The 26,543-nt window shown below is 53.1% G+C and carries 27 protein-coding genes and 2 pseudogenes; 10 read left to right on the plus strand and 19 right to left on the minus strand.

Translation table 11 applies throughout. The features are described from left to right. Positions 1 to 54 precede the first annotated feature (54 nt). Positions 55 to 261: a hypothetical protein gene (locus NKH31_RS08790; RefSeq protein ID WP_254864768.1), complete on the plus strand. Its 207-nt coding sequence runs from the start codon at positions 55 to 57 to the stop codon at positions 259 to 261. A 365-nt stretch (positions 262 to 626) separates the two neighbouring features. Here the strand turns inward: NKH31_RS08790 and NKH31_RS08795 are convergent, their stop codons facing one another. The 7 genes from NKH31_RS08795 to NKH31_RS08820 form a co-directional block, all read right to left on the minus strand. Next, positions 627 to 1,052 carry a toxin-antitoxin system TumE family protein gene (locus NKH31_RS08795; protein ID WP_254864769.1) on the minus strand — a complete coding sequence of 142 codons (426 nt, stop codon included), beginning with the start codon at positions 1,050 to 1,052 and terminating at the stop codon, positions 627 to 629. 5 nt (positions 1,053 to 1,057) lie between these two features. Further along, entirely contained in the window at positions 1,058 to 1,609 is a 552-nt protein-coding gene (locus NKH31_RS08800; RefSeq protein WP_254864770.1) for a DUF7342 family protein, read from the minus strand. A 333-nt stretch (positions 1,610 to 1,942) separates the two neighbouring features. Beyond that, positions 1,943 to 2,200, minus strand: a complete 258-nt coding sequence (locus NKH31_RS17775; RefSeq protein ID WP_343217296.1) for a type II toxin-antitoxin system RelE family toxin — start codon at positions 2,198 to 2,200, stop codon at positions 1,943 to 1,945. Then, positions 2,201 to 2,419, minus strand: a complete 219-nt coding sequence (locus NKH31_RS08805; RefSeq protein ID WP_254864771.1) for a ribbon-helix-helix domain-containing protein — start codon at positions 2,417 to 2,419, stop codon at positions 2,201 to 2,203. A gap of 601 nt (positions 2,420 to 3,020) precedes the next feature. Further along, positions 3,021 to 3,464: a type VII toxin-antitoxin system HepT family RNase toxin gene (hepT, locus tag NKH31_RS08810; RefSeq protein WP_254864772.1), complete on the minus strand. Its 444-nt coding sequence runs from the start codon at positions 3,462 to 3,464 to the stop codon at positions 3,021 to 3,023. After that, positions 3,461 to 3,889 carry a type VII toxin-antitoxin system MntA family adenylyltransferase antitoxin gene (gene mntA, locus NKH31_RS08815; RefSeq protein WP_254864773.1) on the minus strand — a complete coding sequence of 143 codons (429 nt, stop codon included), beginning with the start codon at positions 3,887 to 3,889 and terminating at the stop codon, positions 3,461 to 3,463. The genes hepT and mntA overlap by 4 nt, the downstream gene beginning before the upstream one ends. A 139-nt stretch (positions 3,890 to 4,028) precedes the next feature. Further along, the gene (locus tag NKH31_RS08820; protein ID WP_254864774.1) at positions 4,029 to 4,175 is read right to left on the minus strand and encodes a hypothetical protein; all 147 of its coding nucleotides are present in this window, start codon (positions 4,173 to 4,175) and stop codon (positions 4,029 to 4,031) included. A gap of 445 nt (positions 4,176 to 4,620) precedes the next feature. Here NKH31_RS08820 and NKH31_RS08825 point away from each other — a divergent pair, with 445 nt between their 5' ends. Both NKH31_RS08825 and NKH31_RS08830 read left to right on the plus strand, forming a co-directional pair. After that, positions 4,621 to 4,776, plus strand: coding sequence for a hypothetical protein (locus tag NKH31_RS08825; protein WP_254864775.1), 156 nt, complete (start codon positions 4,621 to 4,623; stop codon positions 4,774 to 4,776). Further along, on the plus strand, positions 4,773 to 5,168 hold the full coding sequence (locus NKH31_RS08830) for a type II toxin-antitoxin system VapC family toxin (protein ID WP_254864776.1): 396 nt from the start codon (positions 4,773 to 4,775) through the stop codon (positions 5,166 to 5,168). Before NKH31_RS08825 ends, NKH31_RS08830 begins: the two co-directional genes overlap by 4 nt. An 808-nt stretch (positions 5,169 to 5,976) precedes the next feature. On the opposite strand, the gene NKH31_RS08835 is transcribed toward NKH31_RS08830, so the two are convergent. The 3 genes from NKH31_RS08835 to NKH31_RS08845 form a co-directional block, all read right to left on the minus strand. Then, the gene (locus NKH31_RS08835) at positions 5,977 to 6,315 is read right to left on the minus strand and encodes a type II toxin-antitoxin system PemK/MazF family toxin (RefSeq protein ID WP_254864777.1); all 339 of its coding nucleotides are present in this window, start codon (positions 6,313 to 6,315) and stop codon (positions 5,977 to 5,979) included. Continuing rightward, positions 6,312 to 6,668: a MarR family transcriptional regulator gene (locus tag NKH31_RS08840; RefSeq protein WP_254864778.1), complete on the minus strand. Its 357-nt coding sequence runs from the start codon at positions 6,666 to 6,668 to the stop codon at positions 6,312 to 6,314. Before NKH31_RS08840 ends, NKH31_RS08835 begins: the two co-directional genes overlap by 4 nt. 182 nt (positions 6,669 to 6,850) lie before the next feature. After that, entirely contained in the window at positions 6,851 to 6,997 is a 147-nt protein-coding gene (locus NKH31_RS08845) for a hypothetical protein (RefSeq protein ID WP_254861428.1), read from the minus strand. A gap of 170 nt (positions 6,998 to 7,167) precedes the next feature. On the opposite strand from NKH31_RS08845, the gene NKH31_RS08850 reads away from it, so the two are divergent. The 3 genes from NKH31_RS08850 to NKH31_RS08860 all read left to right on the plus strand — a co-directional run bounded on the left by NKH31_RS08850 (position 7,168) and on the right by NKH31_RS08860 (position 10,346). Further along, complete coding sequence (locus NKH31_RS08850) at positions 7,168 to 8,394, plus strand: Cdc6/Cdc18 family protein (protein ID WP_254861429.1); 1,227 nt, start codon at positions 7,168 to 7,170, stop codon at positions 8,392 to 8,394. 135 nt (positions 8,395 to 8,529) lie between these two features. Continuing rightward, on the plus strand, positions 8,530 to 8,802 hold the full coding sequence (locus NKH31_RS08855; protein ID WP_254861430.1) for a DUF8136 domain-containing protein: 273 nt from the start codon (positions 8,530 to 8,532) through the stop codon (positions 8,800 to 8,802). Continuing rightward, positions 8,799 to 10,346 carry a hypothetical protein gene (locus NKH31_RS08860; protein WP_254861431.1) on the plus strand — a complete coding sequence of 516 codons (1,548 nt, stop codon included), beginning with the start codon at positions 8,799 to 8,801 and terminating at the stop codon, positions 10,344 to 10,346. The genes NKH31_RS08855 and NKH31_RS08860 overlap by 4 nt, the downstream gene beginning before the upstream one ends. A gap of 339 nt (positions 10,347 to 10,685) precedes the next feature. On the opposite strand, the gene NKH31_RS08865 is transcribed toward NKH31_RS08860, so the two are convergent. From NKH31_RS08865 to NKH31_RS08875, 3 genes are all read right to left on the minus strand, one after another. Beyond that, positions 10,686 to 12,041: a CFI-box-CTERM domain-containing protein gene (locus NKH31_RS08865; protein WP_254861432.1), complete on the minus strand. Its 1,356-nt coding sequence runs from the start codon at positions 12,039 to 12,041 to the stop codon at positions 10,686 to 10,688. 101 nt (positions 12,042 to 12,142) lie between these two features. Next, positions 12,143 to 12,289 carry a hypothetical protein gene (locus NKH31_RS08870; RefSeq protein WP_254861433.1) on the minus strand — a complete coding sequence of 49 codons (147 nt, stop codon included), beginning with the start codon at positions 12,287 to 12,289 and terminating at the stop codon, positions 12,143 to 12,145. Continuing rightward, positions 12,286 to 12,636 carry a hypothetical protein gene (locus NKH31_RS08875; RefSeq protein WP_254861434.1) on the minus strand — a complete coding sequence of 117 codons (351 nt, stop codon included), beginning with the start codon at positions 12,634 to 12,636 and terminating at the stop codon, positions 12,286 to 12,288. Before NKH31_RS08875 ends, NKH31_RS08870 begins: the two co-directional genes overlap by 4 nt. 227 nt (positions 12,637 to 12,863) lie before the next feature. Here NKH31_RS08875 and aglF point away from each other — a divergent pair. After that, positions 12,864 to 13,605: pseudogene (gene aglF / locus NKH31_RS08880) on the plus strand (UTP--glucose-1-phosphate uridylyltransferase AglF). A gap of 226 nt (positions 13,606 to 13,831) precedes the next feature. On the opposite strand, the gene NKH31_RS08885 reads toward aglF, so the two are convergent. Continuing rightward, the gene (locus tag NKH31_RS08885) at positions 13,832 to 14,818 is read right to left on the minus strand and encodes a GDP-mannose 4,6-dehydratase (RefSeq protein WP_254861435.1); all 987 of its coding nucleotides are present in this window, start codon (positions 14,816 to 14,818) and stop codon (positions 13,832 to 13,834) included. Between the two features lie 624 nt (positions 14,819 to 15,442). Between NKH31_RS08885 and NKH31_RS08890 the strand changes: the two genes are divergently transcribed. Both NKH31_RS08890 and NKH31_RS08895 read left to right on the plus strand, forming a co-directional pair. Beyond that, complete coding sequence (locus tag NKH31_RS08890) at positions 15,443 to 16,912, plus strand: flippase (protein ID WP_254861436.1); 1,470 nt, start codon at positions 15,443 to 15,445, stop codon at positions 16,910 to 16,912. 247 nt (positions 16,913 to 17,159) lie between these two features. Next, positions 17,160 to 18,947, plus strand: a complete 1,788-nt coding sequence (locus NKH31_RS08895) for a hypothetical protein (protein ID WP_254861437.1) — start codon at positions 17,160 to 17,162, stop codon at positions 18,945 to 18,947. A 758-nt stretch (positions 18,948 to 19,705) separates the two neighbouring features. Here the strand turns inward: NKH31_RS08895 and NKH31_RS08900 are convergent. Further along, complete coding sequence (locus tag NKH31_RS08900; protein WP_254861438.1) at positions 19,706 to 20,656, minus strand: hypothetical protein; 951 nt, start codon at positions 20,654 to 20,656, stop codon at positions 19,706 to 19,708. Positions 20,657 to 21,499: 843 nt separating this feature from the next. Between NKH31_RS08900 and NKH31_RS08905 the strand changes: the two are divergent. Continuing rightward, positions 21,500 to 22,227, plus strand: a pseudogene (locus NKH31_RS08905) (IS6 family transposase). Here NKH31_RS08905 and NKH31_RS08910 read toward each other — a convergent pair. The 4 genes from NKH31_RS08910 to NKH31_RS08925 form a co-directional block, all read right to left on the minus strand. Continuing rightward, the gene (locus NKH31_RS08910; protein WP_254861439.1) at positions 22,222 to 23,346 is read right to left on the minus strand and encodes a glycosyltransferase family 4 protein; all 1,125 of its coding nucleotides are present in this window, start codon (positions 23,344 to 23,346) and stop codon (positions 22,222 to 22,224) included. The pseudogene NKH31_RS08905 and the gene NKH31_RS08910 overlap by 6 nt on opposite strands. Before the next feature lie 60 nt (positions 23,347 to 23,406). Then, positions 23,407 to 24,501, minus strand: a complete 1,095-nt coding sequence (locus NKH31_RS08915; RefSeq protein ID WP_254861440.1) for a GNAT family N-acetyltransferase — start codon at positions 24,499 to 24,501, stop codon at positions 23,407 to 23,409. Next, positions 24,494 to 25,459, minus strand: a complete 966-nt coding sequence (locus NKH31_RS08920) for a polysaccharide deacetylase family protein (protein ID WP_254861441.1) — start codon at positions 25,457 to 25,459, stop codon at positions 24,494 to 24,496. The genes NKH31_RS08915 and NKH31_RS08920 overlap by 8 nt, the downstream gene beginning before the upstream one ends. Before the next feature lie 91 nt (positions 25,460 to 25,550). Next, a complete protein-coding gene (locus tag NKH31_RS08925) occupies positions 25,551 to 26,537 on the minus strand; it encodes a glycosyltransferase family 4 protein (RefSeq protein ID WP_254861442.1) in 987 nt (328 codons plus the stop codon). Positions 26,538 to 26,543: the final 6 nt, after the last annotated feature.

The following is a 26,543-nucleotide window of genomic DNA, read 5'->3' on the forward strand; positions in this document are numbered from 1 at the left end:
ATCGTCAGCGACCGATCGCATCCGTTCGCTCTCTAGGAGTGTATCGCCCTCGCGATGACGACGCAACGACACGCGGATGGGCTCGCCGTTTCCGCCGATGACTGGATTCGAGGCGGATCGAACCGGGACGCGTACGTCTCCCCGTGGTACGTGACGACGATCAAACGACGCGATCTCGATACCCAACAGGGGACGCTCTCTGCCTCGATCGTGGCCGAAGCCGTCGACGCACTCCACAGCTACACCGCTTTTGTCGAGTGAATCCCGAAGTGAGCCCCTGAACCGTTCGGTCGTGTGGCCGAATCGATTCGATATCGTCTCACTCGCACGGGCGTACGCTGGGTGGCCTACTCGTTCATCGCCTGGGTGTCTGTCAGGGTGGGCGGACAGCCACAGGGCCTGGCGAGATGGGTGTGTGGACCCTTTGGGTGACGTCGGTCACCGGATAGTCACAGTAAAGACACGTCGGGGATGAGTGAGGTATCCACTCAGAATAGGGGGTATCGCCGGTCGCAGCGCGGCTGTGATTCGTCTAGCCGCAGGCGCCTCGGATTGCTCGAGAAGCGGTGATACGTTCGTCGCTCGCGGTCAACGCCGGTCGGGACGGTACGCGACGCCGATTGTACCTACGTTACTCGGTCATCGATCCAATCGAGAACGGAAAATAACACGTCGAGGTGATGCGGTTTCAGCCCCGAGGGTTCGGCTGTTCCGGCGTCTGGCGGCGGATGAAAATGCGTCAGCGGGGCGTTCGTTTTCGGATGGCGATCCCACCGGCACTGGTAGGTCGACTCGTCGCTGGTTTCGATGTAGTGGACGGCGTAGTCGTTCGTGACGAACCAGCGGATGTCGAGTCTCGCCTCGGACACGGCGGGCGGATACGCGTCGGCAACGAGCGTCACTTCGAGATACCGGGGCGAAGTCCCCGTCGGTTGGAACCGCCAGGAATCAACGAGCGGGTGCGACGCCGCCCGGCGACCGATCGTGCGAAGCGCGGTCGGATCGAGCCGTCCCTGGGGAATCGAATCGTCGTCCGATGGCGGGCCAGGCATAGGAATCAGACCGACACCGCGTCCCCAGTGTCGCTTCCGTCGCGTTGTGCCGCTCTGTAGGCGGCTTGCTGGAGAATCTCGATATCGTGTCGGACGCTCCGCCAGCGGGTGATCGCGTCCCACCGGTCGTGAATCTCGTCGTGATCCATCGTCTCGAACGCCGTCTGTGCGATCGAATTCGGATCCGGTGCGTCGAATCGGTCCTGGAACGCGTCATCTTCTGCGACGAGTTCGTCGACCCGGTCTCGCAGAGCGCCGGCATCGTTCTCCGACGCGAGGCGCTCGATCCGCTTCCACTGGAAGTACGAGTCGTTGCGTCGGTACGCGACGGGGCGCCCGTCGCGCTCCTCGACGATTCCCATCTCTACGAGCTGGGCGAGCGCATCTCGCGCACCGTCGTCGGAACAATTCGCCCGCTCGGCGACGCCACTCGCCGACTCGAACGCCGTGAGGCCCGTCACGACGTCGTAGACGCGCTGAAACGTCGTTCGCTCTCTCACCCAGCGCTGGCGGGCTCTGCCACCTGGGCCGCGTCGACTCGAATCCTCGTCACTCATGGCTCTCTCAACGGCACCGATACCGATATATGTTTTCCACGAACGGAATATATCTCCTCCGGGTGAGGTGCTCTTCACATCGATCGGTCCGCCGTGCTGCGTGATCGTTCGGTCTGGGCGCTAGCCCGGGTGTCTCGCTCATCTGCCGACGCGTCGGAGTGCAAGATGGGCCGTCACCATTCGCACTGGCGTACTCAGAGTGGTCTAGTCGTTCATCGCCCGGACGTCCGCGAGGGATAGCCACAGGGTCTGGTGAGGTGGGCCGCATCGAAGTAACGCAGATTTAGTTCAATCGTCTGCAGTGTACGCACCACTTCGATGTTCGATTCGATACTACGGCTCGCGATCGTAGAAGTTGCGCCGATGACCGACTGACTTCACGTATAATTCGTCATCACGTTTTTTCCACTCGATGAGGACCCGGTAGTCACCGACACGAAGCACATAGTCGTCACGACCGGTCAACCGCTTTAGGTAATGATCGGGCCAGTCTCGCACGTCTCGGAGTTTTTTCGTGACTCGCTCTTGCGTGTCAGGTTCGAGTTCCTCGAGACGGTTCCGTCCGCGATCCGTGAAAAAGACATCCACCATTTATAGGTCGTCGAGCCGAGTTACGTTTCCATCTTCGATCTGGCGGCGGGAGATCCGATCGTCCTCGAGCGTTCGTTCTGACAACCGCGGCACCTCGATCATGTGGCGGAGGGCATCGCGAACCAGTTCGCTCTTGTTCAGATAATGTGGATGGTCCTCCAGAAACGCTTCGATATCCTCGTCCATTTCGTCCGGGACTTTCACGTTGAGTGTACTCATTGTGTTACTCCTGTGTTACGCTCTGTGTTGCAAAAAGTATTTCGCCGACTCCCTGCCTGTACGGACCCTCGGGCCAGATTTCCACTTCGGTGCCCAAAACTCAGTAATCAATAGGTCTGCCGTCGGCTGGACCGATCACAATCGGTGCCTGGTTGGCCCCGCCGAACGGGTCCAGCTCTTACGCCCACCGCTGCGGTGACCGGTCCAGCCGTCACTCGGGCCTGATTTGCATGGATTAGTCGTTCATCGCCCGGACGTCTTCGAGGGATAGCCACAGGGTCTGGCGAGGTGGGTGTGTGGGCCGGTGGACGTGACGTCGGTCACGGGATAATTACAGGCGCTTTCGTGAGCCCTACCTATCAGTGGTTCACGGTTGATTCGCCGGTCACGACGACGGCGTCCTCGCGAGTCAGGTGCAGGGACCGTTCCGTAACTGGCCATCCGATACGGTTTCGGGCAACGGGCAGGCTCGGACGAATCGGTGTCACTTCGTCACTCTTTCGATGGGTACGTTTCGGCGACGAGCGTACCGCAAGCGGTCAGCGGTTCTCGAGATCCCGATCACGTCGTACCCGAAGAAACTGCCGTCGCCCGCGATCGGTCACAACGCTCCTGTTTCGTTCAGATACGAACGAACGTCGTGCAGAAACGTTCGATACCGATCGAGATCCTGAAGGGCGTTGTACACGCTATCGTGGTCGATGACGTCACCGTAGGTGTGAGCCAGGACGTTCCGAAAGCTAGCCGCCTGTGCCATCGCTTCGGCCGGTTCGGACCGTATAATTCCGGCGTGGGCGAGCGATTGCATCGTTTCTCGATTCGTCTCGGGAACGGATCCGGACTCGGCGCGAACCAGCGTCTTCGCGATGTCGAGTGCGGCCTCGGTCGCTTTGACGAATCGCCGTTCGACCACGTCTCGAGCGACCTGATCCGACCGGTACGCCGCTCGATCCATCGACTGGTACTCCGCGAGGATAGTCAGGCTCTCCTCGATGGTTTTTGCAGCCGTCACCACCCGCTCTACGTCGGCGGCAGAGAGCGTCATGCGAGGAGATCGTCGATCCTCGCGAGTATCTCGTCGAATCGGTCGGCCGGCGACCGCGATTCGTCGTCGCGTTCGACGGCATCTCGGAGTCGGTCGACGGACCTGTCGTCCCCGACGAGAACGATTCCGTGATCCAGCGCCGCTCGTACGAGCGACGACCGAGCCGAACGAAGGTCGACCACGTCCACGTCGTCGGTCCCGAGCGCGAGCGACAAGTCGACGCCGATACCCAGTATCACGTCGTTGTACGCCGGATCATTCGGTTCGATCCCGTCGAGAGCCACCCCAACGTCGATATCGCTTCGCGCGTGGACGTCGCCTCGCGCCCAGGAACCGAAAAGAATCCCCACGTCGACCGGGTGCTCGCTCAAGACGCCGGTTACCGCCTCGCGAACCGCTCGATCGTCCAGCTCCGTCGGCACCATACCCTCAGTAGGTGCATCTGAGATAAAAGGGTTCGCCAGCGAGTCAGTCGACCGAACGGGGATTCTTCCATTTGCACCGTTCGTCCGTCACGACAGCGTGGCTGTCGATCGGTGGGTGCGGGGCACTCGCACAGGTGGTCTACTCGTTCATCGCTAGGACGTCTGCAAGGGACAGTGGACAGCCCCAGGGCCTGGCGAGGTGGGTGTGTGGGCCGGTGGACGTGACCGCGGTCGCGGGGTAGTCACACGCCGGACAGTTCGGGAAGGGCGAATCGTGTTCGGTCATGGGCTCCTCACCAGGTGTTTGACCTCGTAGGCGGTGAGTCCACAACCGCAGGGATCGGCGTTGTGGCGGTCGGGACCGAACGTTCTCACGAGAACGATCGGCTCGCCGCACTTCGGACAGGGCGGGTAGGCATCTCTCGGTGATCGTATTTCGGTCGGGTGGTGTCTCTCGGTGGCGCAGGCGTGACAATCCAATTTCTTCGTCGCTCGCTCGCGGCCGCGTTAGCTCTGTTACGGCGATCCCGATCAGCCCGGACCGTCGAGACATCCTCGTCGCTGGGGACAGGACGAGACGGAGATCGATGGATTTTGAGCGGCGTGAACGCTGGCGCCGACGCGATGTACGCCGAAACTCGATCGTCCTCGATGCAACCGTAGGTAGCGTCTCCGTCGCCGGGACGGGCACGTACCGAACTGTTTTATCGTTGGCACTCTTCTCCCCACGTATGGGAGTGTACGCCGACGAAGCGAGCGAATTTGCGCGCTCGACCGATGCGACCGATGACGAGCGCGAGCCGTTGGGTACCCGCCTCCGCGGCATTGCAGCCGAACTCGACGTCGACTCCGTCGAGGAAGTTCGATCGCTACGCGAACGACGATGAGACTCTTTCTCGATACGAACTGTTTCATCGCGGCCGTGACAGACGAACCCGACTCGGGCGATGTCGCAACCGAACTACTCGACGGCGATCACGAGTTCCTCACGTCGACGATGAACCTCATGGAACTGCGCTCTGTCCTAACGAAGAAACAGCGCCTCGAGCAATCTCGAGCACACGATATACAGGACGAAATCACGGCCGACGTCCGCACCGTGATCCCCGGCGCATCTGATATGATGACCGCAAACCGGCTCCAAAAAGAGACCCTCCTGTACCCGATCGACTGTCTCATCCTGGCCTGTGCACGCAACCACGACGCCGAACTCGTCTCGTTCGACTCCGAACTCCAGGAGGCCGGCGCCACCGATCCGACGGCCGTCGTCCGAGGGTGATCCGTCACACTCGGCGACGGTTAGCCGCGGCACGATTCCATCGATCGAACTCGTACGGCGGTCGCTCGCGGGTGATCGTCGGTGAGAGCCGCCGATCGCGACATCCTGAGAACTGAAATTCGTCCCCGATACGGCGCCGTCAGCGGTGGGACGAGCCGAACGAGAACGGGGTAGCCGACTAGGAATCGGTTGCTGGTGATCGGTACTCGCACGGGCGCAAATCTGAGTGGGCGGTCGGGACGTCCTAGTCGTTCATCGCCTGGACGTCTGCTAGAGATAGTGGACAGCCACACGGTCTAGCGAGATGGGTGTGTGGGCCGGTGGACGTGACGTCGGTCACCGGATAGTCACAGGCCGGACAGTTCGGGAAAGGTGAGTCGTCTTCCGTCATGGGCTCCTCACCAGGTGTTTGACCTCGTAGGCGGTGAGTCCACAGCCGCAGGGATCGGCATTGTGGCGATCGGGACCGAAGGTTCTGACCAGGACGATCGGCTCGCCGCACTTCGGACAGGGCGGGTAGGCATCTCTCGGATCGAGTGACGGACGGGTGGTTCGTCGCGGTGGCGCGGGGGTGACGCGCACCTTTTTCGACGGTCGGTCGCTCGCAGCTGATCGTAGTTGAGAGCCGCCGATCGATCGACGACGCGTTCTCTGGAGTGTCGAGATTCGTCCCCGATACGACGCCGTTAGTGGTGCACGAGTCGAACGAGAACGGTTTTATTCCGTCTCACAACCGACGCTTCGGATACATCGATCAGTGGCGATACGCTCGTCACTAGTGGTTAACGCTGTTTGGTGCGGAGTGTAATCACTCGATCGGCGATTCGAGATAGCCCTCTAGCGCCTCAACGACCGTTTGGACGAACGATTCTTCGAGTCGGCCCTGCCGCCGTACGAGCGCCGCGTGTTTCGGGGAGGCGACTGCCCACGGAGAGGCGTAACTCTGCCGAGGCATACCACCTTCGACCCAGTCCTCATCGAAGATCGGGATACCGTCGTCGTGCGGAGTCGTCGTCAGCGTGACGGTCATGTACTCCTCGTCACCGAACGGGTGGTTGTCGTTGTTACAGATCAACCACGGACGCGGGTTCTCTCCCGATTTGAACGGATCCGGCCCCCAGACTACATCGCCGCGTCGATACGTCATCCAGACTCCTCATCGACGGCGTGTTCGAGCCATTCATCCATGTCCTCTTCGCCGAACCGGTCATTCGCCGCTCGCGTACTTTCGAGCAAACTCGTGTACGCCGCTACGTCATCGCCCTCTCCGAGCGCCCAGAAGTTGCCCTTGTGACGCACGAGTCCTCGTTCTTCGAGCCGAGAGAGGACGACGCTGATACTCCCGGCTTTGACGTCAGTCGCATCGCGGATCTCGCTCTGGGTGAACGCCTTATCGGGGTGGGACGCGAGAAACCCCATGACGCGATCGGCGTTCGTTTTCCCCGCACGTTGGAGGCCATCCGAGGGAGTCGATTCGAAGGTTTCTATGTCGATCGGCATATGTATGCGCTCGTCTCCAAGTGTATTAGGCGTATCGCTGTGTATCACTTCACTTTCTATCGACCGCGCGTGTCGAGACTGCCGTCGCATTCTCAGCCCACTTCTCGCTCGATGGTGAAACGGACTGCAGTAGACGGAACGGGCAATTGGGGCTCGCACGGGCGTACGCTGAGTGGTTGTTCCTAGTCGTTCATCGCCTGGACATCCGCGAGAGACAGCGGACAGCCACACGGTCTGGCGAGATGCGTGTGTGGACCCGTCGAGGTGACGTCGGTCACCGGGTAGTCACACGCCGGACAGTTCGGGAATGGCGAGTCCTCTTCCGTCATGGCTCTCTCACCAGGTGCTTGACCTCGTAGGCGGTCAGCCCACAGCCGCAGGGATCGGCATTGTGGCGTTCGGGGCCGACCGACTCGACTCAGTAGTGACATGCTCGCAATGGTTTTAGCGGTTCACGCCGTGTATACACACTCGTAGTTCCGCTGGAACGCCCCGTCTCATGACCGATTACGACGAACTGTTTGCCGCTACCGCCTCCGAAACCAGCGTTTTCGCCGAGAAACGCGCCCTCGACCCGTTGACCGACCCCGACGAGATCGTTTCGCGAGAGACACAGGAACGCGACCTCGCGACGATTCTGAACGGCGTCGACGAGGGCTATCTGCCGCCGACCGTCTCGATCTACGGTCCGCCCGGCACCGGCAAGACGCTGACGACCCGCCGCGTCTGTCAGGCGTTCGCCGATCGCCACGACGACGTCGCCGTCGAGTACGTCAATCTCAAAGAGTGTCGGACGCTGTTTAGCGCCGCCAACGAGATCCTCGCCGAACTCACCGGCGCGAAAAAGCGCGCCTACGAGGGCCTCGACGGCGTCTTCGAGGCGATCTGGGACGCCCTCGAGGACTATCCCGCCTGGACGATCTTTCTTCTCGACGAGATCGACCAGATCACCCACGATACCAACTACAACCCCAACGAGTTTTTCTATCGGCTGTTACGCGGCGAGGGAAAACGCCGCCGCGGGATCGATCTCTCGGTGTGGGTGGTGAGCAACCAGCTGCTCGAAGTCGACCTTCGCCTCGACAGCCGCGTCCAGAGTGCGATGAGTGACGACCAGGTCTTCTTTCCGCCCTACGGCGTCGACGAACTGGAAGCGATTCTCGCGCCGCGAATCGAGCGGGCCTTTCAGGAGGGGACGATCTCGCCGGCGACGATCGAGTACGGCGTCAGCGAAGCCGCCCGGCGCTGGGGCGACGCGCGCAAGGCGTTGACGCTGGTGCGTCGCGCCGGCGAACAGGCGAACGAGCGCGGACTCGAGCGGGTGACGCGGGCGTGTTTCGACGCCAATCTCGGTGCGACCGATCGGGAGGTGACGACCGAGAAACTGCTGGCGCTGCCGGTCAATCACTTTCTGGTGCTCGTCGGGGCGACGGGGATGAATCGCCACGGCGAGATCAAACAGCCGGTGACGACCGCCGAGATCCACCGCACGCTCGAATCGTCTGCCCTGGCAACGCAACTCGATCTCAGCAAGCGGACGATTCGAACCACCATCACCGACCTCGAGACGATGGGCCTCGTCGAGACCTGGATCGATTCGCGCGGCCGTGATGGGCGAGTGAAACAGATCGAAACGACGTTCGAACCTCAGTGGGTCCGCGACGTGCTGGGGACGTATCTGGCCGATTCGGCGTATCTCGACGGCTGGTCGCTTCGTGAGGAATAGGCCTGTTTTCCGGACCGTCAGGATCCTTTACTTTCACCGCGGTAACTCAATCCTTAACGTCGGCGGCAACCAATCCAATGTGTGCATCCGCGGCCCGTCGCCTTCGAGCGCACACGGGTGCGGTAGCACACCACTATGACTGCCGATTCCGTTTCCGACCGTACCGACCGCGACGAGGTCCTCGACCGCCTCACCGACGTCATCGACCTGGCCCACACCCGCATCGATCGCTTCGACCCCGACTCGCCCGCAGAGGAAGAACTCCTGATCAAGTGGATCCGCGCGTTAGCCTCGCTTTCCGGCCAGTATCGCCAACTGCTCAACGACAGAGAACTCGACGAGATGGCCGCCGAACTCGAGCGCCTCTCCTACGATGAGGACACCGCGACGTCCGACACGGGTGCATGAGAAAGAGACGAAGCGCGATCCGGCGTGACATCGACGCTCTCAAACGCACCCGGCGATCGGCCGACGCCGCCGCGACTGACGCCCCGGCGGTCGTGACCGTCGAGTGGCGCGAGGCAGATCCCGTCGCGCGACCGACGGGAACCAGCTACGACGCCGAGTCGGCGACGCTCACCTACGACCTCTGGGGGCCCCAACAGGCGTGTCTCGAGGCCCTCGAGAGCGAGGAGGTCGACATCGTCGCCAATCTCGGGGGCTACGCCAGCGGCAAGACCATCTTCGGTGCTCGCTGGACGATCGCCCAGGCGCTGGCTCATCCTGGAAGTCGGTTTCTCGCGATGGGGATGACGTTTTCGGAGGCACGCAACACCACGTTTCGCAACCTCTGTGAGCAGTTGCCGGGTGATCGGACGGAGCTGTTGACCCGGTCGTTTAACGGGCCCGAACAGAGCCCGATCGTCGCCGACTTCAATCGGAGCGAGTACCGACTCACGCTGACGAACGACACGACGATAATCCTCGGTTCGGCCGATACGTGGAACCGGTACGCGGGCGACGCATTCGGCGGTATCTGGCTCGACGAACCCAGCCACTACCAGACCGATCTACACGACCTCCTGGAGATGGTTGGGTCGCGCCTGCGTGGCGTCGACGGACCCAAAGTGCAGTGCTGGACGCTGACCGGCAACGGCTACAACGACGCCTGGGAAATCCTCGAACAGCGCCAGGATTCGACCGGCAATCCGATCGGCCTCGAGATCGAACTGATTCGGTCGTCGACGCTCGAGAACCCGTATCTCGACGCCGGGACGGTCGAGCGCTTCAAGCGCCAGTACGACGGCACCGAACGCGAAACGCAGACGCTGCACGGTGGGTTCGCCGAAGCCGAGGGGCTCGTCTATAGCGACTTCCGCCGCGACACCCACGTCATTCCCCACGCCGACGCTCGTGACCGCGTCGCCGACGACTGGCGTGCCTACGGCTACGACGCCGGCTGGAACGATCCACGCGTCCTCGTCGAAGTGGGGAAAACGCCCTACGATCAGCTGGTCGTCCTCGATGAGTTCTACGAATCCGAATGCCACCTCGACGACGCCATCGAGTGGCTCGACTCCCGCCCGCGGGGGATCATCTACGGCGATCACGCCCCCGACGATCTCGACCGGTTTCGACGTGCCGGCTACGACGCCACGGCGGCGACGCGCAATCTCGATGCGGGTATCGCAGAGGTCCGCCGCCGACTCGAATCCGACGGGAGGCGGCCAATCCGGACGACGCCCTCGGTGGTAACATTTGTAGGGTCGCCCCGACAGATCGAAGCCCAACAAGCGGAATACAGGCGGACCCGTGCGAAAGAAGCCCAGGCACAAGCGGCTGCCCGTGAGGCGGCTCCTGAAGGAGCCGTTGGCCTGCTCGTGTCGGATCGGTGTGAACGGCTCGTCCGGGAGTTCCACGGCTATAAGGGCGAACACGTCGGGAAATCGGGCGCTCAGGATCACGCACTCGATGCGCTTCGCTACGTCTGTATGGGCGTTGCAGGCCGGTAGTCGGGGCAGTAACTCGCCCGCTGTCGACGGAGTCGCTTCCGGGGATGGCGCCGGCGTTTTCCATCGTCTCGTAGGGTGGCGACCCACGCACAACGTTCGCGCGATGAACCGCGACCCTGATCGCCGAGACCATCCGAGTCGTCGGAGGGTGGGACAGAGCAATCGACGGGTTATCGGTCGGGATAGGGGGACTTTTTCGCGGGTAACGTACCGGACGTCGTCGCTGGTACGAGTCGGACGATCGCGACACCGGCGAGTCGCGATTATAGGGCCACCAGATGCGTGATCACGTAAGCGGTGTCCATTGCCGCCGAAATCGGCGTTGTGCCGGTCGGTCTTTCAGTCGTCGGCTGTGGATTCGGGCGAGGTGATGGCCGACGCAAGTTTCGCCGCCGGGCTGACAATCAATCGACGGACGAGGCTCCGTCGGATCCGCGTCTTTCCGATCCAGGCGGCGATCGGTGGACTCACCGCGTAATACGCCCGAATGAACGCTTCCCCGGGTCGATTCCCCCGGAGAGTTTCGTCTCTGAATCGTCGAAGGGTGCCCACGTGCTGGTGATCGGGCGTCCCGCAGGCGGCCGTCGCGATGAAACAGTGATCGTCCTCCCCGACGACGACGCTCGGTTCGCTCGGCCAGTCGTCCGATTCGAGGTGACCTTCGTTGCGCACGGAGATCGACTCGTAGCGATACTCGCCCGTCGGGGCGTGTCTCGATATCGTTCGGGATTCGGTGTACTCCCAGATCCCGTCGTCCACCTCGTCGTAAGGGATCTCGTAGCCGCCACCGAGGATGGTTCCGTTGGGGCCGACCAGCCGCCGGGTGAGCCAGTTCACCGGTGCGTTCGACGTCGCCCTGACGGTGAGATCGAGCCTCGTGTCTCCGTTCGCGTCGGTCGTGGACTCGATCGTGACGTCCTCGATGACCGGCTTCTCGGCGACGTACTCCGTTTCGATCGTCGTCTCGATCGGGTCGGGCCACTCGTCGGACTCCCTGTGTCCCTCGTTGCGAACGCTCACGGTCTCGTAGGCGTACGAACCGTTCGGCGCCCACTTCGAGACCGTTCGGGATTCGGCGTACGTCCAGCGGTCGCCCCCATCGTGGTCGAACGGGACCTCGTAACCGCCGCCCAGGATGGTTCTTTCCGGGCCGATCAGCCGGCGGGTGAGCCAGTTCACCGGCGCGTTCGATTCCGCCTCGAGGGTGAGTTCGAGTTCGGTGTCTTCCGCCTCGAGCGAGTCAGCCCGAAGCGATACGTCTTCGAGGACCGGTTCGTCCGCTTCGTATCCGGTCTCGATCGTCGTTCCGACGTCGTCCGGCCACTCGACTGACTCTTCTTGTGCCTCGTTGCGAACGCTCACGTTTTCGTACCGGTACTCTCCGTCCGGCGCCCACTTCGAAATCGTCCGCGATTCTGTGTACTCCCAGACGCCGTCGTCCACCTCGTCGTAGGGAATCTCGTAGCCGCCACCGAGGATGGTTCCGTTCGGACCGACCAGCCGCCGGGTGAGCCAGTTCACCGGCGACTTCGATTCGGCCCGTACCGTCAGCGAGAGTTCCGTGTCACCGTTTGTGAGCTCGGTCGCGTCGAGTCGGACGTCGACTATCTCCGGAACGTCCGCGTCGTCCGAACGAAGACCGACCGCGCTCGCCCAACTTCCCAGCGTCATCGCGACCAGCTCTCGCCGTCTCATGGACACCTGTTGGGTTCCGTTACTTATCAATCGTGGCGTCGATTGTGTCGCGAAGCGAGGGGTCTTCTCCCCACGCCCTCACGGGCGTACGCTGAGTGGGTTTAGTCGTTCATCGCCTGGACGTCTGCTAGAGTTAGTGGACAGCCACAGGGCCTGGCGAGATGGGTGTGCGGGCCCGTCGAGGTGACGTCGGTCACCGGGTAGTCACACGCCGGACAGTTCGGGAAAGGTGAGTCGTCTTCCGTCATGGGCTCCTCACCAGGTGTTTGACTTCGTAGGCGGTGAGTCCACAGCCGCAGGGATCGGCATTGTGTCGTTCGGGGCCGAACGTTCTCACGAGAACGATCGGCTCGCCGCACTTCGGACAGGGCGGATAGGCGTCTCTCGGATCGTGTGACGGACGGGTGGTGCGTCGCGGCGGCGCGGGGGTGACGCGCACCTTCTTCGACGGTCGGTCGCTCATCGCGGCGGGGGTCCAGTGGTAGTGGGGCGGCCCGTACGGGTCGAGTCCTCTGACAGACTCACGAGTGGGCGCATAGTGGTGGTAGGCGGGCTGTGCGAACGGTTTATGGGTGTGTGGTTTGTAGCGTGTCATGGCTATCCGATAAACCCCAAGTAGGGTTCGGAAGCCACGCTCCGGGTGTCTACAGCACCCGGGGCATTTCTGCCCGATCCGGCGAACCGGCGAGCGTGGCTTCCAGGCTGGTAGAGGGGCTAATGTGTATTATAATTACTGGAAATAAGAGTAAATCAACCATCGAAAGTGAGAGATGAGATTCGAGCCAGAATCTTAATGTGAATCGGCTGATGAGTGCATTATCTATGGATGCTGTGGTACTTGCAGCCGGGAAAGGCACGAGACTTCGTCCGCTGACGGACGACAAGCCAAAGGGGATGGTGGAGGTCAACGGCAAGCCGATTCTCACGCACTGTTTCGATCAGCTGGTTGATCTCGGCGCGGAAAACCCGTCGTCGTGGTGGGGTATCTGAAAGAGAAAATCATTGATCACTATGGGTACTTGTACGAGGGTGTGCCAATCACCTATACGCACCAGCGTGAACAAAACGGTCTCGCTCACGAGTTACCCACTGCGGAGGAACACGTCGACGATGACTTCATGCTGATTCTCGGGGACAATATCTTCCAGGCCAATCTGGAGGACGTTGTTCGTCGCCACACGGAGGACCGTGCCGACGCGGCATTTCTCGTCGAGGAAGTGCCGTGGGAGGAGGCAAGTCGGTATGGTGTTTGCAACACGAATCAGTACGGCGAGATTACGGATGTAGTGGAAAAACCGATGAGCCGCCGTCGAATTTAGTGATGACCGGCTTTTACACTTTTACGCCAGCGATCTTCCATGCGTGTCATCTGGTTCAGTCAAGTAATCGGGGCGAGTACGAGATCAGCGAGGCAATTGATCTATTGATTCAGAGCGGACGGACGATCGATACGATCAGCATGGATGGCTGGCGGATCGACGTCGGCTATCCGGGGGATCGGGACGAAACGGAGCGTCGATTGAAGAACGAAATTGAAGCCGTACCAGCACCGGCTGACGACTGACCTGTTGTTTGCGGACTGGTCACTGGTTTTTTCGACTTTATCGCCACAAATGTGGTTCCAATTCAGTTATCTGTGATTTAGACATTCAAAACCTAAGATAATACAGTAGGCTTTAACAGAGCGATACCCTAGATAACCCTGCTGAACAAGCACCTCGTCACCACTTTTCTGTAATCCACCACTAACTATTCCCACTCTGATATTTTGATTTGGAACAATGCGGTGACTACGATGAGCGGACGAGTGGATCGTACCAATTCTGATTTTCGCGATACCAGGTGATGAACTGCGAGACGCCTTCACGAATATCGACAGTGGGCTCATAATCGAGTATTTCGTTTGCTTTCGAAACGTCGGCGTGGGTGTGCTCGGCGTCACCCTCACGGGCCTTGTCGAATTTGATTCCGAGTGAGGGATCTATCTCGTCGCGGACGACCTCTGCAAGGGTCAGAATGTCGATAGTGTCAGTTGAACCCACATTAAGAATCTCGCCATCAGCGCGATCGTCGGTCAGGAGTTGCTCGTTGACACGGCGAACGTCGTCGATGAAGGTAAAATCACGCGTTTGGGACCCGTCACCATAGATGATCGGCGATTTGCCGTGTATACATCGGGAGACGAAGTTCGTCATCGCCATATTCGGACGCATCCGTGGACCGTAGACAGTAAAGTAACGCAGCGAGACCGTTGGAAGGTCGTAGATCTCGCTGTAGACGCGTGCATACTGTTCGGTGGCCAGTTTGGAGACGCCGTAGGGTGAGACGGGTGTTGTGGGGTGGTCCTCGTCGTACGGCAGGTATTCGGGCTTGCCGTAGACCGACGACGATGAGGCGACGACAACCCGATCGATGTCATGTTTGCGGGCGGCGTCGAGGACGTTGATCGTCCCATCGACGTTGTAGCGGTTGACCTTCTTGGGCTCCTCGACGCTTTTGCGGACGCCGGCCTGGGCTGCTTGATGATAGACGATGTCGACATCGGCGACGAGTTCGTTGACAAGTTCTTCTTCGGTGAGCGAGACGTCGACGAACTCGTAGGATCCGTCGCTAGAGGCCGCAGCGTCCCGCGCTGTTTCGACATTATGTTCCTTAATTCCTAAATCGTAGTATGGTTCGAAGTTATCGAGAACGGTCACGGCATGGCCGTGCCTGGTCAGCTGGTCGGCGATATGTCCGCCGATGAAACCGGCACCGCCGGTAACGAGGACGCGCATTGATGATTGTGTATCCCTTCTCTTAGAAAAGTCGACCGATTCAACTGAGGTCGCAGTCCATTACACTGGAACTGTATCTATGCAGGTTTTCGTGGACGCCATGCTGTTGGATGCGTCGGGTTGGCTCTCGGCGAGGCAAAGAAGGGACGATTAACGACGCTGAACGCAATTTCTTCATGTCGTGTAGGAGGGCGGGCTGTACACGGCCGAAGGCAGCGTGCAGTGGTGCGAGCACAAGTATCTTTGCGGTGCCGGATCCGTGGTATTGACGAGAGAGTGAACTCCATGAAGAGTTCGGGTCACTGACTGCATCTTGAAGACATCTGTGTTGAATACTTTAATTTAATTATAAATTCAAACTATAGTCATTCACGCCGACATTCGCCAATTTTACCTTGTTTAGCTAGAAAAGAGGTCGTGAAATCACGGTTGATATCCCACTAGCAAAATCATTTAAAATACGAACAAATTTGAAAGCTTGATAAAAACACTTCGAAAAAATTATTGTATAATTAACTCCTGGACGTTTACTTCAGTAAAATATTTTTTAAGTCCTACTCTTGGGCGAAGGGACTTAAAATATTTTTCGACAGCTAGTTGTACATGAGTGCGTAGCAAATCACAATGAGTCTTGCTACGGATCTCGGCACCCGTTTCAAAGCCGAGTTAACAAGTCAGTCAGTTTCCACGATTTCGGGGGCACTCCTAATTTATGGTCTAGCGAGATTATTGGAACCCAACGATTATGGGTTACTTTTTCTTGCCATTTCGGCATTTTCGATAGCAAGCATTTTTAGCAAGTTAGGATTGTCAAAGTCTGCCGCACGATACATAACTGATTATAGAGAGCGAAACCCAGGTCAGTTACCCTATATTATAAAGGTTGCTTTTATATTCAATTCAATCACAATAGCTATCGTCGCCTTTGTATTTCTGACAGGTCATGAATTCATAGCAGTTTGGATAGGTGAGCCAAAATTAGCGCCCTTATTAGCCCTTGGTGTATTTTTCATCACATTCGAAACACTAACAAAGTTTACTCGGCGAATTGCCCAGGGATTTGAAGACATATACTTAGCTGCAATTATACTTATCCTCGATAGAGGTGGAAGGCTATTTTTTGCCATCGGGTTAATTTTACTCGGATACAATATTATAGGGGCACTAATTGGCTATATTGTAGCATCAGCGATCGCTAGTCTATTTGGCTTAATTGCTATATATTACAAATTCTACACAACTATTCCTCCCGCCGATGCTATTGAAGAGGGCCTTACTCGTCGTATTCTTGAGTATAACGTTCCTCTCACAATAACGGGGCTGTCTGGTAAGGTCGATAAAGAGCTGGACACCATTTTGGTGGGTTTGTTCCTGAATCCGATTTCTGTAAGCTACTACGTTTTGGGCAAACAAATTATTAGTTTTGTACAGATGCCCGCCACGGCACTTGGTTTCTCAATTTCACCTACGTATGGTAAGCAGAAAGCATCTGGAGAACTTTTTATAGCGGCTAAGATGTTCGAGAGGTCTTTCATATATACGTTGCTGCTATACGTGCCTGCTGCGGTTGGAATTCTATTAATTGCTGAACCAACTGTGGAGATTATCTTTGGTGAGTCCTATACTGGAGCAGTTCCAGTGTTACAGGTCTTTTCAATTTTCGTTGTTCTTTCATCAATAACAAATATAACCGACTATCCGCTTGATTTTCTTGGTCGGGCTAAATCCCGCGCGATCGCCAAAGGGATCGCTTCTATCAGCAATGTAGTTTTGAATATTTTATTAATACCTACAGTAGGTGTTGTCGGTGCAGCTATAGCTACTGTCATCACCCACTCATTTTATGTGTTGGTAAAGATTTTCATCATCTCTTCAGAATTACCACTGGATATCAATCGAGTGGTTCCAGAACTAACGAAGATTGCATTCGTTTCAATTAGCATGGGGGTTCCTATCTGGGCCTTTTCACATCAAATAACTGGCATATTCACACTGACTTTCATAGTTTTGCTTGGGATTATCATATGGGCATCCCTCTCAATTCTAACAGGATTAATTGATAGAAAGGAATTCAGGGTCACTTTGGACTTATGAGTGCGGCCTCTTCCACTGGCCGGAATAAGATATAATCCGATCCTGCTGTTTCATAATGCGTGAAAAAGAACCTTCAAGAGCATAAGCGTTATACATATCTGACCAAGCTGATCGCTAGCCAATTCCTAACTCACAACTTTACGTATAAGCTGCTAAACGCCAACTACTAAGGGCAGAAGATTCGTTACTCCAGCACATCAACATCCAAATGAAGTCGATTCGGCATAAGGAGATCTAGGATTCCAACATGATGAGAGAACGTGAACAACTCGACCGCCTTATACTATTACTCACAACTTTATCATTCTCATCAATAGCGGTTGGTACACTCATTGCTTACCAAAATCCTGCCACTAATTATGAAATATCGATATATCAAAATACGCCGACTACGTACTGGATTTCACTGGTCTTCGCACTTTCGACGTCAGTATTCATTCTAGTGGCCACAAATCCGTATCGTACTATGGGTATATTGCTCGGGATGATCTCCATTATCTCTCTACTTGGTCTCCCGTTAATTCGGGGATATCACCAAGTCGGAGGGACAGATGCTATGACACATTTAGGTGCTACTCGAGAGATCCTATGGACTGGCGAATTAGTGTCGGGAATACGCTATCCAATGATCCACATTTTGGGTGCTGAACTTAGCTTAATCTTTGAGCAAGATGCAAATACAGTTCTTTACTTCGTTTCTACTTTATTTGCCATAACATTTTCGACCTTTATTTTCATCTTCTCAAGGCGCCTATTCAGTATTGGGGTAGGGCATATCGCCTTACTCACATCATTTATGTTTCTCCCCATCAATCAAATTAGCACATCAATTGAACCACACCCAACAAGCCAAGCAATTTTATATTTGCCGGTTGTCTTATTTGGAATACTATTATACTACGGCGTGGCTAAGAATAGGGCAATTCTGATAATTGCTTTATTGGTGGTTTTCTATATTCATCTACACCCTCAACAGGCTGCAAATCTTGTTCTATTACTTCTCACACTATCTGGGTTAATATTCGTCCTCGACAAAATGTCTGGGGATGCTGGGCCGGAAACATTTGTTAATCGGCATCTCCCATCAATTATCACTTTTAGTATATTCTGGATATTCATGGGCGAGCATGATCTTCTTGCTGGGGCGGTTGCACGAGAGAGCTCACGCCTTTTGGCGTTAACCGGTCGTGGGATTCAAACTATAGAAGGCCGTGCAGATTCGGTTGAAACGGTGGGTGGAAGCTTTGAAGAAATATTTATAAAAATATTCCTTATAAATTTTATATTTTGCACATTTTTCACATACAATCTACTTAAGAAGTGTTTTGCAGAGTGGGATGTAAAGCAATTACGTAACGACTTTGAGTTTCTTATCTCAATTGGTACACTTTCAGTTGTAGGGTTTGTGGTAATATCTTTAATAGGCGGAACATCGGATCAATTTGCCCGCCATCTTGGTTTTGTCATGGTGGTCGTCACCATCATCGGATCCGTGTTCATCCACAGATTGTATTTGGTATGTCTGGACGGATATAATGACCAGGCCGTAAAATCTATTTTAGCTATTCTTTTATTAGTCATGCTCTTATTTTCAGCACCTGTCATATTTCCTTCTGAATATATTTATCGAGGCTCTGGCCATGTTCCAGAAACTCAAATGGATGGATATGAGACCGCATTAAACCATTATGATGGGAATTCACCAATTTTGCACACACGAACACCTGCTTACCGTTACGCTGATGCAACGAACGGTCCAGATAGTAAGATTGCCCAAAAACTTTGGAACCAATATAGATCAGAGGTTAGTTTGTCCCCCGATCACTTTGCCAACCAGTCCCTTCATACTGATGACCAATCGTTCTATATATCTGTGCTTGCTTCAGACAAAACCCGTGATGCTGATATGTACCGAGGATTTAGATTCTCATTTGACGATTTCGACTATCTGGACAGAGAGAGAGGAATAAACAAGGCTTTTAGCAATGGTCAATTTGAACTGTACAAGACAGGTGGTGTAGATTCTTATGAATAAGTTTATGACAAACGTATATAAGAATCTTCCCAGTAGGTTTGATAAAACTCTCCGATATTATTTTACTATAAAGGTGGAGGCGAGATATCTGTTACAAATGAGGAAAAAAGGAGTTCATCCTCGACGAATTTATTACACGAGCCCAGAAAGCATTAATTCATTCGTTCCACCAAATACTGGATTCACTGTGAGAAGTACCGGTTGCGTGTCCGGTGGTGACTGGGACGTGAAATCGAGAAAATTTGAGAATTATATTCTCTACCAGTCCCTTTATAATCGCTTTGAGCGGGGGTTCCAATGGGAGGAAACTGCTCAATACCAACAATGTAAAATCCGTATTGAGAACGGTGAGTCTTGTTGGCACGGATGTAACTCCATGCAAGACTTGGAAGATCGATGTAAGTACTTGGACAAACTCTTCAGATCAATTGTTGAACAGGGTTACAAACGCCAAACGAAGCTTGATAATTTAGTAGACGGAAACTCAAGCCCCTATCCTTCTACCTTACGTGAAATCACCGTAAATATCGGTAGGGATGGATCGCTCATCCTTCTTGACGGACGACACCGATTATTTATTACGAAAATAATAGGTATTGACACCATACCGATTCATATTGGGGTAGTCCACTCTGACTGGGAAGGCGGATGGCCAGACAATTCCAAGAAATAAGAATATAATTCAAAAATCTTATACACTAATATTGAATATAATTAAAGAATTGGTAAAATCACCCCTGCCCTTTTTGATATGTTGGCTATCTATATCCCAAATCTTCAAGCCTTGAGTCTACAGTCGACATGTCAACTTCATACGTTTTTTGACCTTTCTCCGAAATGATTTCCCGACGTGGTTTTTCTTCATATATTAACCATGGAACTTTTACTAGATGTTCCGTATATGTACGTGAGGGGTGACCCCATTCCCGAATTGGTATTGGTCCTGACCGTTCACCTACCATATTACCGTGGTCTGAACTAACGACCGTTTTTCCACTCAGAATATTTATGAGCCTCTGAAGATGATTGAGGCATTCTCGAAGATTCTGGACATATGCGTCCCAAATCTTTTCCCGTGTGAGATTGATTCGGCCCCTGAACCGCTCTCCCCAAATATCTGACATATTCTCCTTATTTTCTCCGACACCTCTTGTCCCATTGTCGATGTTTGATGAGATGAATGGGTAGTGAGGCTGTAAGTAGTGGAAAATATGGCGTTTGTTTGGGTACTTCCTAACAGATTCTATGGCTGCATCTGTCATATCTTCTGGGAGCACCGATCCTATTTTATCATCCCACCGATTAGTATTCCAGACATTAATTTCATCACAAAATTCTACTTTTATCTGATCACGGTTGTTAACAAGCTGAGGATTTGCTGTAGTGTAGACGGTATCGTACAATTTCTCCCCGTTAAAATTCCCTCGGAGAAATTCAACCGTGTTCGACCCACGAGATTCTCTCTGTGTTAGCTCTCCAGGAAGTGTATTTTCATCTTTAAATATGTCATATCTACAAGCATCAAGTATGATGAGTGTGTCCCAATCCTCCTCAAAAATATCTGTCCCCTTCCGATTGTATCCGGGACCGAACCTTCGGGTGTAATAGTGCCTGTTCACTTCACGGGCAATTAGATTGGGGCTTTTGACCCCCTGTTTTAAATCATCAATTGTATACATTTGTGGTGGTACATCCAACTGTGACTGCATCAATGTGGCGATTTGTGATTTAACTATGTCCGATCCAAGCACTTCTTCAGACCTTTCCAAATTTAATTAATAATCTGTGTGTGGGAACTTCATCTCCCCATTAAAATCCTAATAATTGTGGGATCTATTTGATCTCGACTGATTTGAATAGTATCTGCCGGTTCCTTCAAACCTGGTCAAATATATTAATTGATATGTTTTGTGTCCAATGAACGTCGTGTCAGGTATATCGTGAATTCATCTGTATCGAAATAGATGAGAGTTATGGGGTGGGGCTTGAGATATTACTGTCCTCCAGAGCGCTTTGCCAACACCTACCTTCAGCAAACTGTAGGAAAACGTCAGCAGGTGCCAGTGAGGACTGGCTCCTGCTAGACATTGTGTCTTGCAGTCTCTCAAAACCGATGTATTGTTTCGTCTCTCCAATGCACATCTCGATCCGCCATCTATTCACATTCAATACGAATAGATATGGTTCGATGGGGCATCCCTTTGTTCGATACAATGCACTTCACGTTTATTGTGTCGTGGACTTTATCGGATTCTATTTTATGACCAGGACAGCCATATCAAGTGTAAGGAAAACCATATAGTGACGTTCATCGTCGATTTTACGTGAGATCGTGCCGATGCGCCCAACCAGCGCATCGATACGGACTTAAATATCACCTTACATAACGTGTGCGTCGCTCTTCACGGCTGAAACCCACCTACCGCCCAGGGTACCAAGGTTTGTGACGAACTCCTCGGGATCTTAATTCATGTTGAAGAGACAAGTTTCCCGGTGGGGCACTGTCTAGATGAGAGTTTGAGGAATGAGTAGGTGGTGGCGAGAAGCTTCCAATGCAACTCGCTAACCTGCTCAGAGAACCCTTAGACGTGGATGGAGATGAGGTTTGGGAGAACGAGCGCACCCAACACCCGTCAGGGTGTTCGGGGTGCGCGTGCATTCGATGGGGTTGTCGGTTCGGGAGGTCGTTGCAGTACTCGAATTACTCGGCTTTGACCGTTCTCACGGCGCAATTTGGAACTGGACGCACAAACTGTCGGAGACCCAGAACGACCCGCGACGGCGCTACCATCGCGGGTCGCGGTCGATGAGAAACAGATCGAGGTCGATGGCGAGAGATAGTGGCTGTACGCCGCGATCTACACAGAATCGAAGCTTCTGCTCGAAATTGACGTGTTCAGCCGCCGCGGGATTGACCCCGAGCCGCCGTTCCTGCACCAACTCACCGAGAAACACGATTTCGACGAGACAGAGTTTCTCATCGGTGCTGGCGGCTATCTGACTGCCCTCGTGCGTCACGAATTGAGCGGTCAGCTCAACTATAGCGATCGAAACCACGTAGAAAAGTGGTTTCAGACTGTCTCAATGCGGACCGACCGTTTTCACTCCTTCTGGGGGCAGTCCAGCCAACGAAAGACGCTGGCTTAGACGCTTCAGACACCAATATTACAACGATCGATCGAATCAAGCACTCAATGGCCGAGTATCTGCTGAGGAGGCTCTCAACTATACAGCCCCCAACAATTCACATTTTGGATTTGAAAAATCACGCACATTATAAAATGCAACAATACTCGTCGATAATATTGTCCATATCATAATTTTCCACCATGTGGTCTCTCCCTCCTTCACCTAATTTCGCTGCCTTAGCTCGATTTTTCCATAGGTCCCTTACACTCTCAACTAGTGCCTCAAATGAACCAGCATGAATACCACCTATTTCATTAACTAATATACCATCTAATGTATGATGCAATGATAGCACTGGGACACTGTATCTCCAAGCCTCTAGAAAAACATTAGGAAATCCCTCATAATCGGATGTATTAACAACAAGGACGGAAGTTCGATAACATTCATGAATTTCATCTGGTGGTACGAAGCCCTTATAGGTAAGGTTGGGGATCTCCTGAGCCCTTGATTGGACCTCCTGTACGTATTCGGGGTTCTTACCTGATCCAACCATGACAAAATTTCCTTCTTCTATTTTTTCAGCGAGTCTTAGGAACCTTTCAGGCTTCTTCTGCTCTTTCTCTATTGTGCCTACCCATAATATATGGTCTCTGTCGGCAAAATCGAGAAGTTCACTCCTATCTGGAAGGCTATAGCCATTAGGTACAACTTTTGATTGCAGCCCAAAATTCTGTCTTAATAATTTCTTCTGTCGGGATGTTTGGGCTATAATCATATCTGCACTTTTCATGGATCTCAAATACATCACTCTAATTGTTTTACTGTAATTTCGAACCATTTCAGAATTCACATCACTATCATTACCTATTGAATATATGTATTTTTTCCTAAGAATTTTACAGGCAGAACCTACTAGTGCACTTAATGGCGGATTTGCCCGTGAATAATACACATCAGCATCAATGAGATAGATACGTTTTATAAGCTTATATAAGAAGTAGGGGAATTTGACCATATCTTTTTTGTAGTTATATCGAATCATCGGTAGCGACTTCCACACGTTTATTCCATCTATCTTTTCAAATTCTGGCCCATTCTGATTAATTACGATGAAGGAAACTTTATAACCCCGACGAACTAGTTCTTTCCCGATAAGATATTGTTGTCGTTCCGCTCCTCCGGCAGAATTGGCGCTACCTGGATTCAAATGACTATAACCGTATGGAGTAACAAAACAAATATGCGTATTTTCGTTTTCTCTTTTCATATAGTATCTGTCTTGCCATTTCTATATTCTCGTTTGGTAAGTGTATTGCGATTAACTAGCCTAACTAGTGTCAAGCTCAATAAGTGTTAACATCCACTCATCTGGATTGCGGAGGTCGTTCTCATCCACTATCCGATCGTCTGAGAGTGTACGAGCAACCAAGGACGTTGATGAGACAAAGCGATTCATTGGGAACATGGATTTACTCAGAAACCCAAATCTCTTCAAAATCTTATTAGAAAAGATTGAACATGGAGCGATAACCATGTCTATTTCAGTATAACGTGACTGGATAGTTTCGAGGAGGGATCGGCATACTATGGGCTCTACTTTTGGTTGTAATGGTAGAAAGTCTACTATACTCACCGTCTGTACGTTGAGTTCTCGTCGATGTCCTATAACTGCTGCTCCTTGAGGTTTGTCTTTATTATGAACTGTAAAAATTTCATACTGCCAATCTGGATTGGCTAACCGCCACTCGTAAAATTTTGTATCACGGGCGGCATGGAACCGTTCAATCGTACCCTGATCATAGAAATCGGCCAAATTCTCAATTGCGAGGTCCGTGTTCTGATGATGTTCTATTAAATCGGGTTCTGAACTAATTGCGTTAAAATCCTTTGCCGAAAGGTATCCTCTGTAAAGAGGGTCTATGCCGAATGCGACTGCTTTGAGAAAACGGTTTTTTGAGTATGATGAGACCAACCTCCTTGGGTTTTCAATACGATAATACTCTGGCGTTTCCCCCACAACTTTCCACCCGAGCTTTGAGTTAGCCTTTAACGATATGTCGTTGGGAAAATTGAAGAAGAAATCCACGTCACCGTCTTCGTATCGATCTATCGCCATTTCTGTCATTTTAGTAAACAGCCCACGCTGGCGATGGTCATGTTGGACCATTGTGTCACAGGGCTGGTAGGCAATATAATCAGCCGATCCATATCTCATTGGAAGTGCCATGAACCCACGAGCGCCTACTAGTTCTCTCTCTTTTTCTGCGACGACGATCGGAACGTGGTTAGTATACGGATTGTCAATATACTTCCAGCTGAACCATTCTTTGGTCTTGGCCCGTCCCAAAACGGACTTATATAACTCGAGAAATGCCTTTATATCTCCATCTTCGAACCAACGAATCTTATACTGGTTACTCATGACAAGCTAATTCCTCGGCTGCGATTTCACCCATTGTTTTCACTGCAACGTCTCGTTCTTCCCGATACATATCGATTTGTTCTAGAACTGTTTCCAAACGGTTGGCGTCCTCGTCCGAGATTACGTTGTTCGGATGTAGCCATATATGGAAGACTGAATTTGGCTTGGAGGCCACCTCCTCAAGTCCAAGTCTAACCTGTCGAAGATGTGGATTGTAGGGCAAGAATCTGAACGCCAACTGCGAGAGGGCTTGTATGACTCGCTTCGAGACTGCCCCCTGTTCATTCTCGAAGGTGTATAGATAAAACGATGCAGGTATATTGACGACACCGTCCGCCGTGACTTTTGGTGTGACTATTGGTGGCGCTGTTCGCCCAAAACCCAGGCGAAGCAGACGCTGCAGGGGAAGGGGTAGCAGGCCACCTTCCGAATTTGGAGGTTGTGTTCCTCTGTAACAAAAAAACCCGAACTCTTGGAGCATATCTACATATCCCACATTATTCCGTGGATATACGAATGAACTGGGGCGACAATCCCATCTGGCCATCGCATCCCGGCTCGCAGAAAGCTCGCCGGCAGCGATCTCGCGCGTGGTTCTCTCCGAGCCGAATTCGACGTGGGAAAACGAGTGTGATCCGATCTCGTGTTCAACGTCACTTTCGAGAAGTTTGGCCACCAGATCTGTTCCGAACCAGTCCGGGTTATCGTTAATTGTGCCACTTGGATCTCGATCGAACCATCCGTCAGGGGTTGGGTGGTCAAGGTGCTCTCCATCGCATTCGTCTAGAAACAGGTGGCCAACGACGGCCCATGTTGCCGGTATGTCGTAGGACTCGAAAAGATCAACAATCCGACTCCAGGCATCTCTAGCATTGTCGATACGCTGTTGAGGGAGGTCTTTCTGATCGTGAAACCCCCACGCGAGTTCCGAATCAAGAGAGATAATTACTGTGCCCATTATTCTAATTTTACTATGGGGGGTAGCCACTGTTGATAGTTAACTGGCTCTATATTCACCGTCATTGAAGTCGCTTTTCCACTTCTTGGTATCATAATGCGCTCTCGTATATTTTGTACAAATCGTTAGAAACTGATTCCCAGCAGACGTCTCTTGTCTGTTCTCTACCGTTACACTCCTCGGTATCTATAGCAGAGATTACCCCATCTACTAATTCCTGTTTAGAAGAACCAATGGATGCACCCTGGACATCCGTTATGCGCTCACGGACGTCACCCACATCGGTCGAAACGACCGGTGTATTGCAAGCTAGCGCTTCCTTAACCGTGTTCGGTGATCCTTCTCGTTTAGAGGTTATCAGAACAACGTCTGCAGCGTTCATGTAGTATGGCATCTCCTGATACCGGACGTCTCCAAGGTGATGAAAATGAATTTCACCAACATATTCTCTATTCGCAATCTGCCCAACTTTCGCTGCCAAATCGTAATTCTTAACGTTTCGCTGGGTGCCGTAAGGAAAGAGGATATGTTTCTTGTCCTTGTCCCATCCAACATGGTCTATTGCCGTCTCCCGAGGAATTGGTCTGAAGAATTCGATATCAACACCGTTGGGAAGAACGTGTGTTTTGCAATCGAGTAATTGGTCCATCTTCTCATTTTGAACGATTACCTCATCGGCATAATTTGCACACAGTTTTGCAATTTTTGGGAACTGCCCAAATAGATAATCCCCCATCAAGTCAGAGCCAATGAACGAGACGATTAGTGGTCGAGAAGGCTGGGCGAGAGCAAATGGAAGAGTGAGTCCAGAATAGGAGTGGATTATATCAAAATCATTTTTAATCGACGAATGTAGTATTCTTGGGTAGAATCCCACGGATATGTACGCATAGTAGGGCAAATTATGGCCAACTTTGGGGAATAATCTATTTATTGACTCTTCATTCTCGTTTATATCTGCTAGCGAAACACCACTAGCTGATACTGTTGTGAACTTTACCCCTCTTTTACTCAACCGTTCCACGTGCTGTCTGAAAAATGACGACCTGTTTGTTGTAACAATTGCTTGGACCTTCATATATCA

Origin of the sequence: Halovivax gelatinilyticus (genome assembly GCF_024300625.1) — an archaeon.
Taxonomy (GTDB): domain Archaea; phylum Halobacteriota; class Halobacteria; order Halobacteriales; family Natrialbaceae; genus Halovivax; species Halovivax gelatinilyticus.

Coding starts and splice junctions, on each gene's coding strand:
- NKH31_RS08800 (WP_254864770.1), bottom strand. CDS start 1,609: ATGAGTGACGAGGATTCGAGTCGACGCGGCCCAGGTGGCAGAGCCCGC.
- NKH31_RS08805 (WP_254864771.1), bottom strand. CDS start 2,419: ATGAGTACACTCAACGTGAAAGTCCCGGACGAAATGGACGAGGATATC.
- NKH31_RS17775 (WP_343217296.1), bottom strand. CDS start 2,200: ATGGTGGATGTCTTTTTCACGGATCGCGGACGGAACCGTCTCGAGGAA.
- NKH31_RS08910 (WP_254861439.1), bottom strand. CDS start 23,346: ATGAAAAGAGAAAACGAAAATACGCATATTTGTTTTGTTACTCCATAC.
- NKH31_RS08835 (WP_254864777.1), bottom strand. CDS start 6,315: ATGACGTATCGACGCGGCGATGTAGTCTGGGGGCCGGATCCGTTCAAA.
- NKH31_RS08790 (WP_254864768.1), top strand. CDS start 55: ATGACGACGCAACGACACGCGGATGGGCTCGCCGTTTCCGCCGATGAC.
- NKH31_RS08865 (WP_254861432.1), bottom strand. CDS start 12,041: ATGAGACGGCGAGAGCTGGTCGCGATGACGCTGGGAAGTTGGGCGAGC.
- mntA (WP_254864773.1), bottom strand. CDS start 3,889: ATGGTGCCGACGGAGCTGGACGATCGAGCGGTTCGCGAGGCGGTAACC.
- NKH31_RS08820 (WP_254864774.1), bottom strand. CDS start 4,175: ATGACCGAACACGATTCGCCCTTCCCGAACTGTCCGGCGTGTGACTAC.
- NKH31_RS08870 (WP_254861433.1), bottom strand. CDS start 12,289: ATGACGGAAGACGACTCACCTTTCCCGAACTGTCCGGCGTGTGACTAC.
- NKH31_RS08895 (WP_254861437.1), top strand. CDS start 17,160: ATGATGAGAGAACGTGAACAACTCGACCGCCTTATACTATTACTCACA.
- NKH31_RS08925 (WP_254861442.1), bottom strand. CDS start 26,537: ATGAAGGTCCAAGCAATTGTTACAACAAACAGGTCGTCATTTTTCAGA.
- hepT (WP_254864772.1), bottom strand. CDS start 3,464: ATGACGCTCTCTGCCGCCGACGTAGAGCGGGTGGTGACGGCTGCAAAA.
- NKH31_RS08850 (WP_254861429.1), top strand. CDS start 7,168: ATGACCGATTACGACGAACTGTTTGCCGCTACCGCCTCCGAAACCAGC.
- NKH31_RS08840 (WP_254864778.1), bottom strand. CDS start 6,668: ATGCCGATCGACATAGAAACCTTCGAATCGACTCCCTCGGATGGCCTC.
- NKH31_RS08795 (WP_254864769.1), bottom strand. CDS start 1,052: ATGCCTGGCCCGCCATCGGACGACGATTCGATTCCCCAGGGACGGCTC.
- NKH31_RS08825 (WP_254864775.1), top strand. CDS start 4,621: ATGGGAGTGTACGCCGACGAAGCGAGCGAATTTGCGCGCTCGACCGAT.
- NKH31_RS08860 (WP_254861431.1), top strand. CDS start 8,799: ATGAGAAAGAGACGAAGCGCGATCCGGCGTGACATCGACGCTCTCAAA.
- NKH31_RS08920 (WP_254861441.1), bottom strand. CDS start 25,459: ATGGGCACAGTAATTATCTCTCTTGATTCGGAACTCGCGTGGGGGTTT.
- NKH31_RS08915 (WP_254861440.1), bottom strand. CDS start 24,501: ATGAGTAACCAGTATAAGATTCGTTGGTTCGAAGATGGAGATATAAAG.
- NKH31_RS08845 (WP_254861428.1), bottom strand. CDS start 6,997: ATGACGGAAGAGGACTCGCCATTCCCGAACTGTCCGGCGTGTGACTAC.
- NKH31_RS08875 (WP_254861434.1), bottom strand. CDS start 12,636: ATGACACGCTACAAACCACACACCCATAAACCGTTCGCACAGCCCGCC.
- NKH31_RS08830 (WP_254864776.1), top strand. CDS start 4,773: ATGAGACTCTTTCTCGATACGAACTGTTTCATCGCGGCCGTGACAGAC.
- NKH31_RS08900 (WP_254861438.1), bottom strand. CDS start 20,656: ATGCAGTCACAGTTGGATGTACCACCACAAATGTATACAATTGATGAT.
- NKH31_RS08855 (WP_254861430.1), top strand. CDS start 8,530: ATGACTGCCGATTCCGTTTCCGACCGTACCGACCGCGACGAGGTCCTC.
- NKH31_RS08890 (WP_254861436.1), top strand. CDS start 15,443: ATGAGTCTTGCTACGGATCTCGGCACCCGTTTCAAAGCCGAGTTAACA.
- NKH31_RS08885 (WP_254861435.1), bottom strand. CDS start 14,818: ATGCGCGTCCTCGTTACCGGCGGTGCCGGTTTCATCGGCGGACATATC.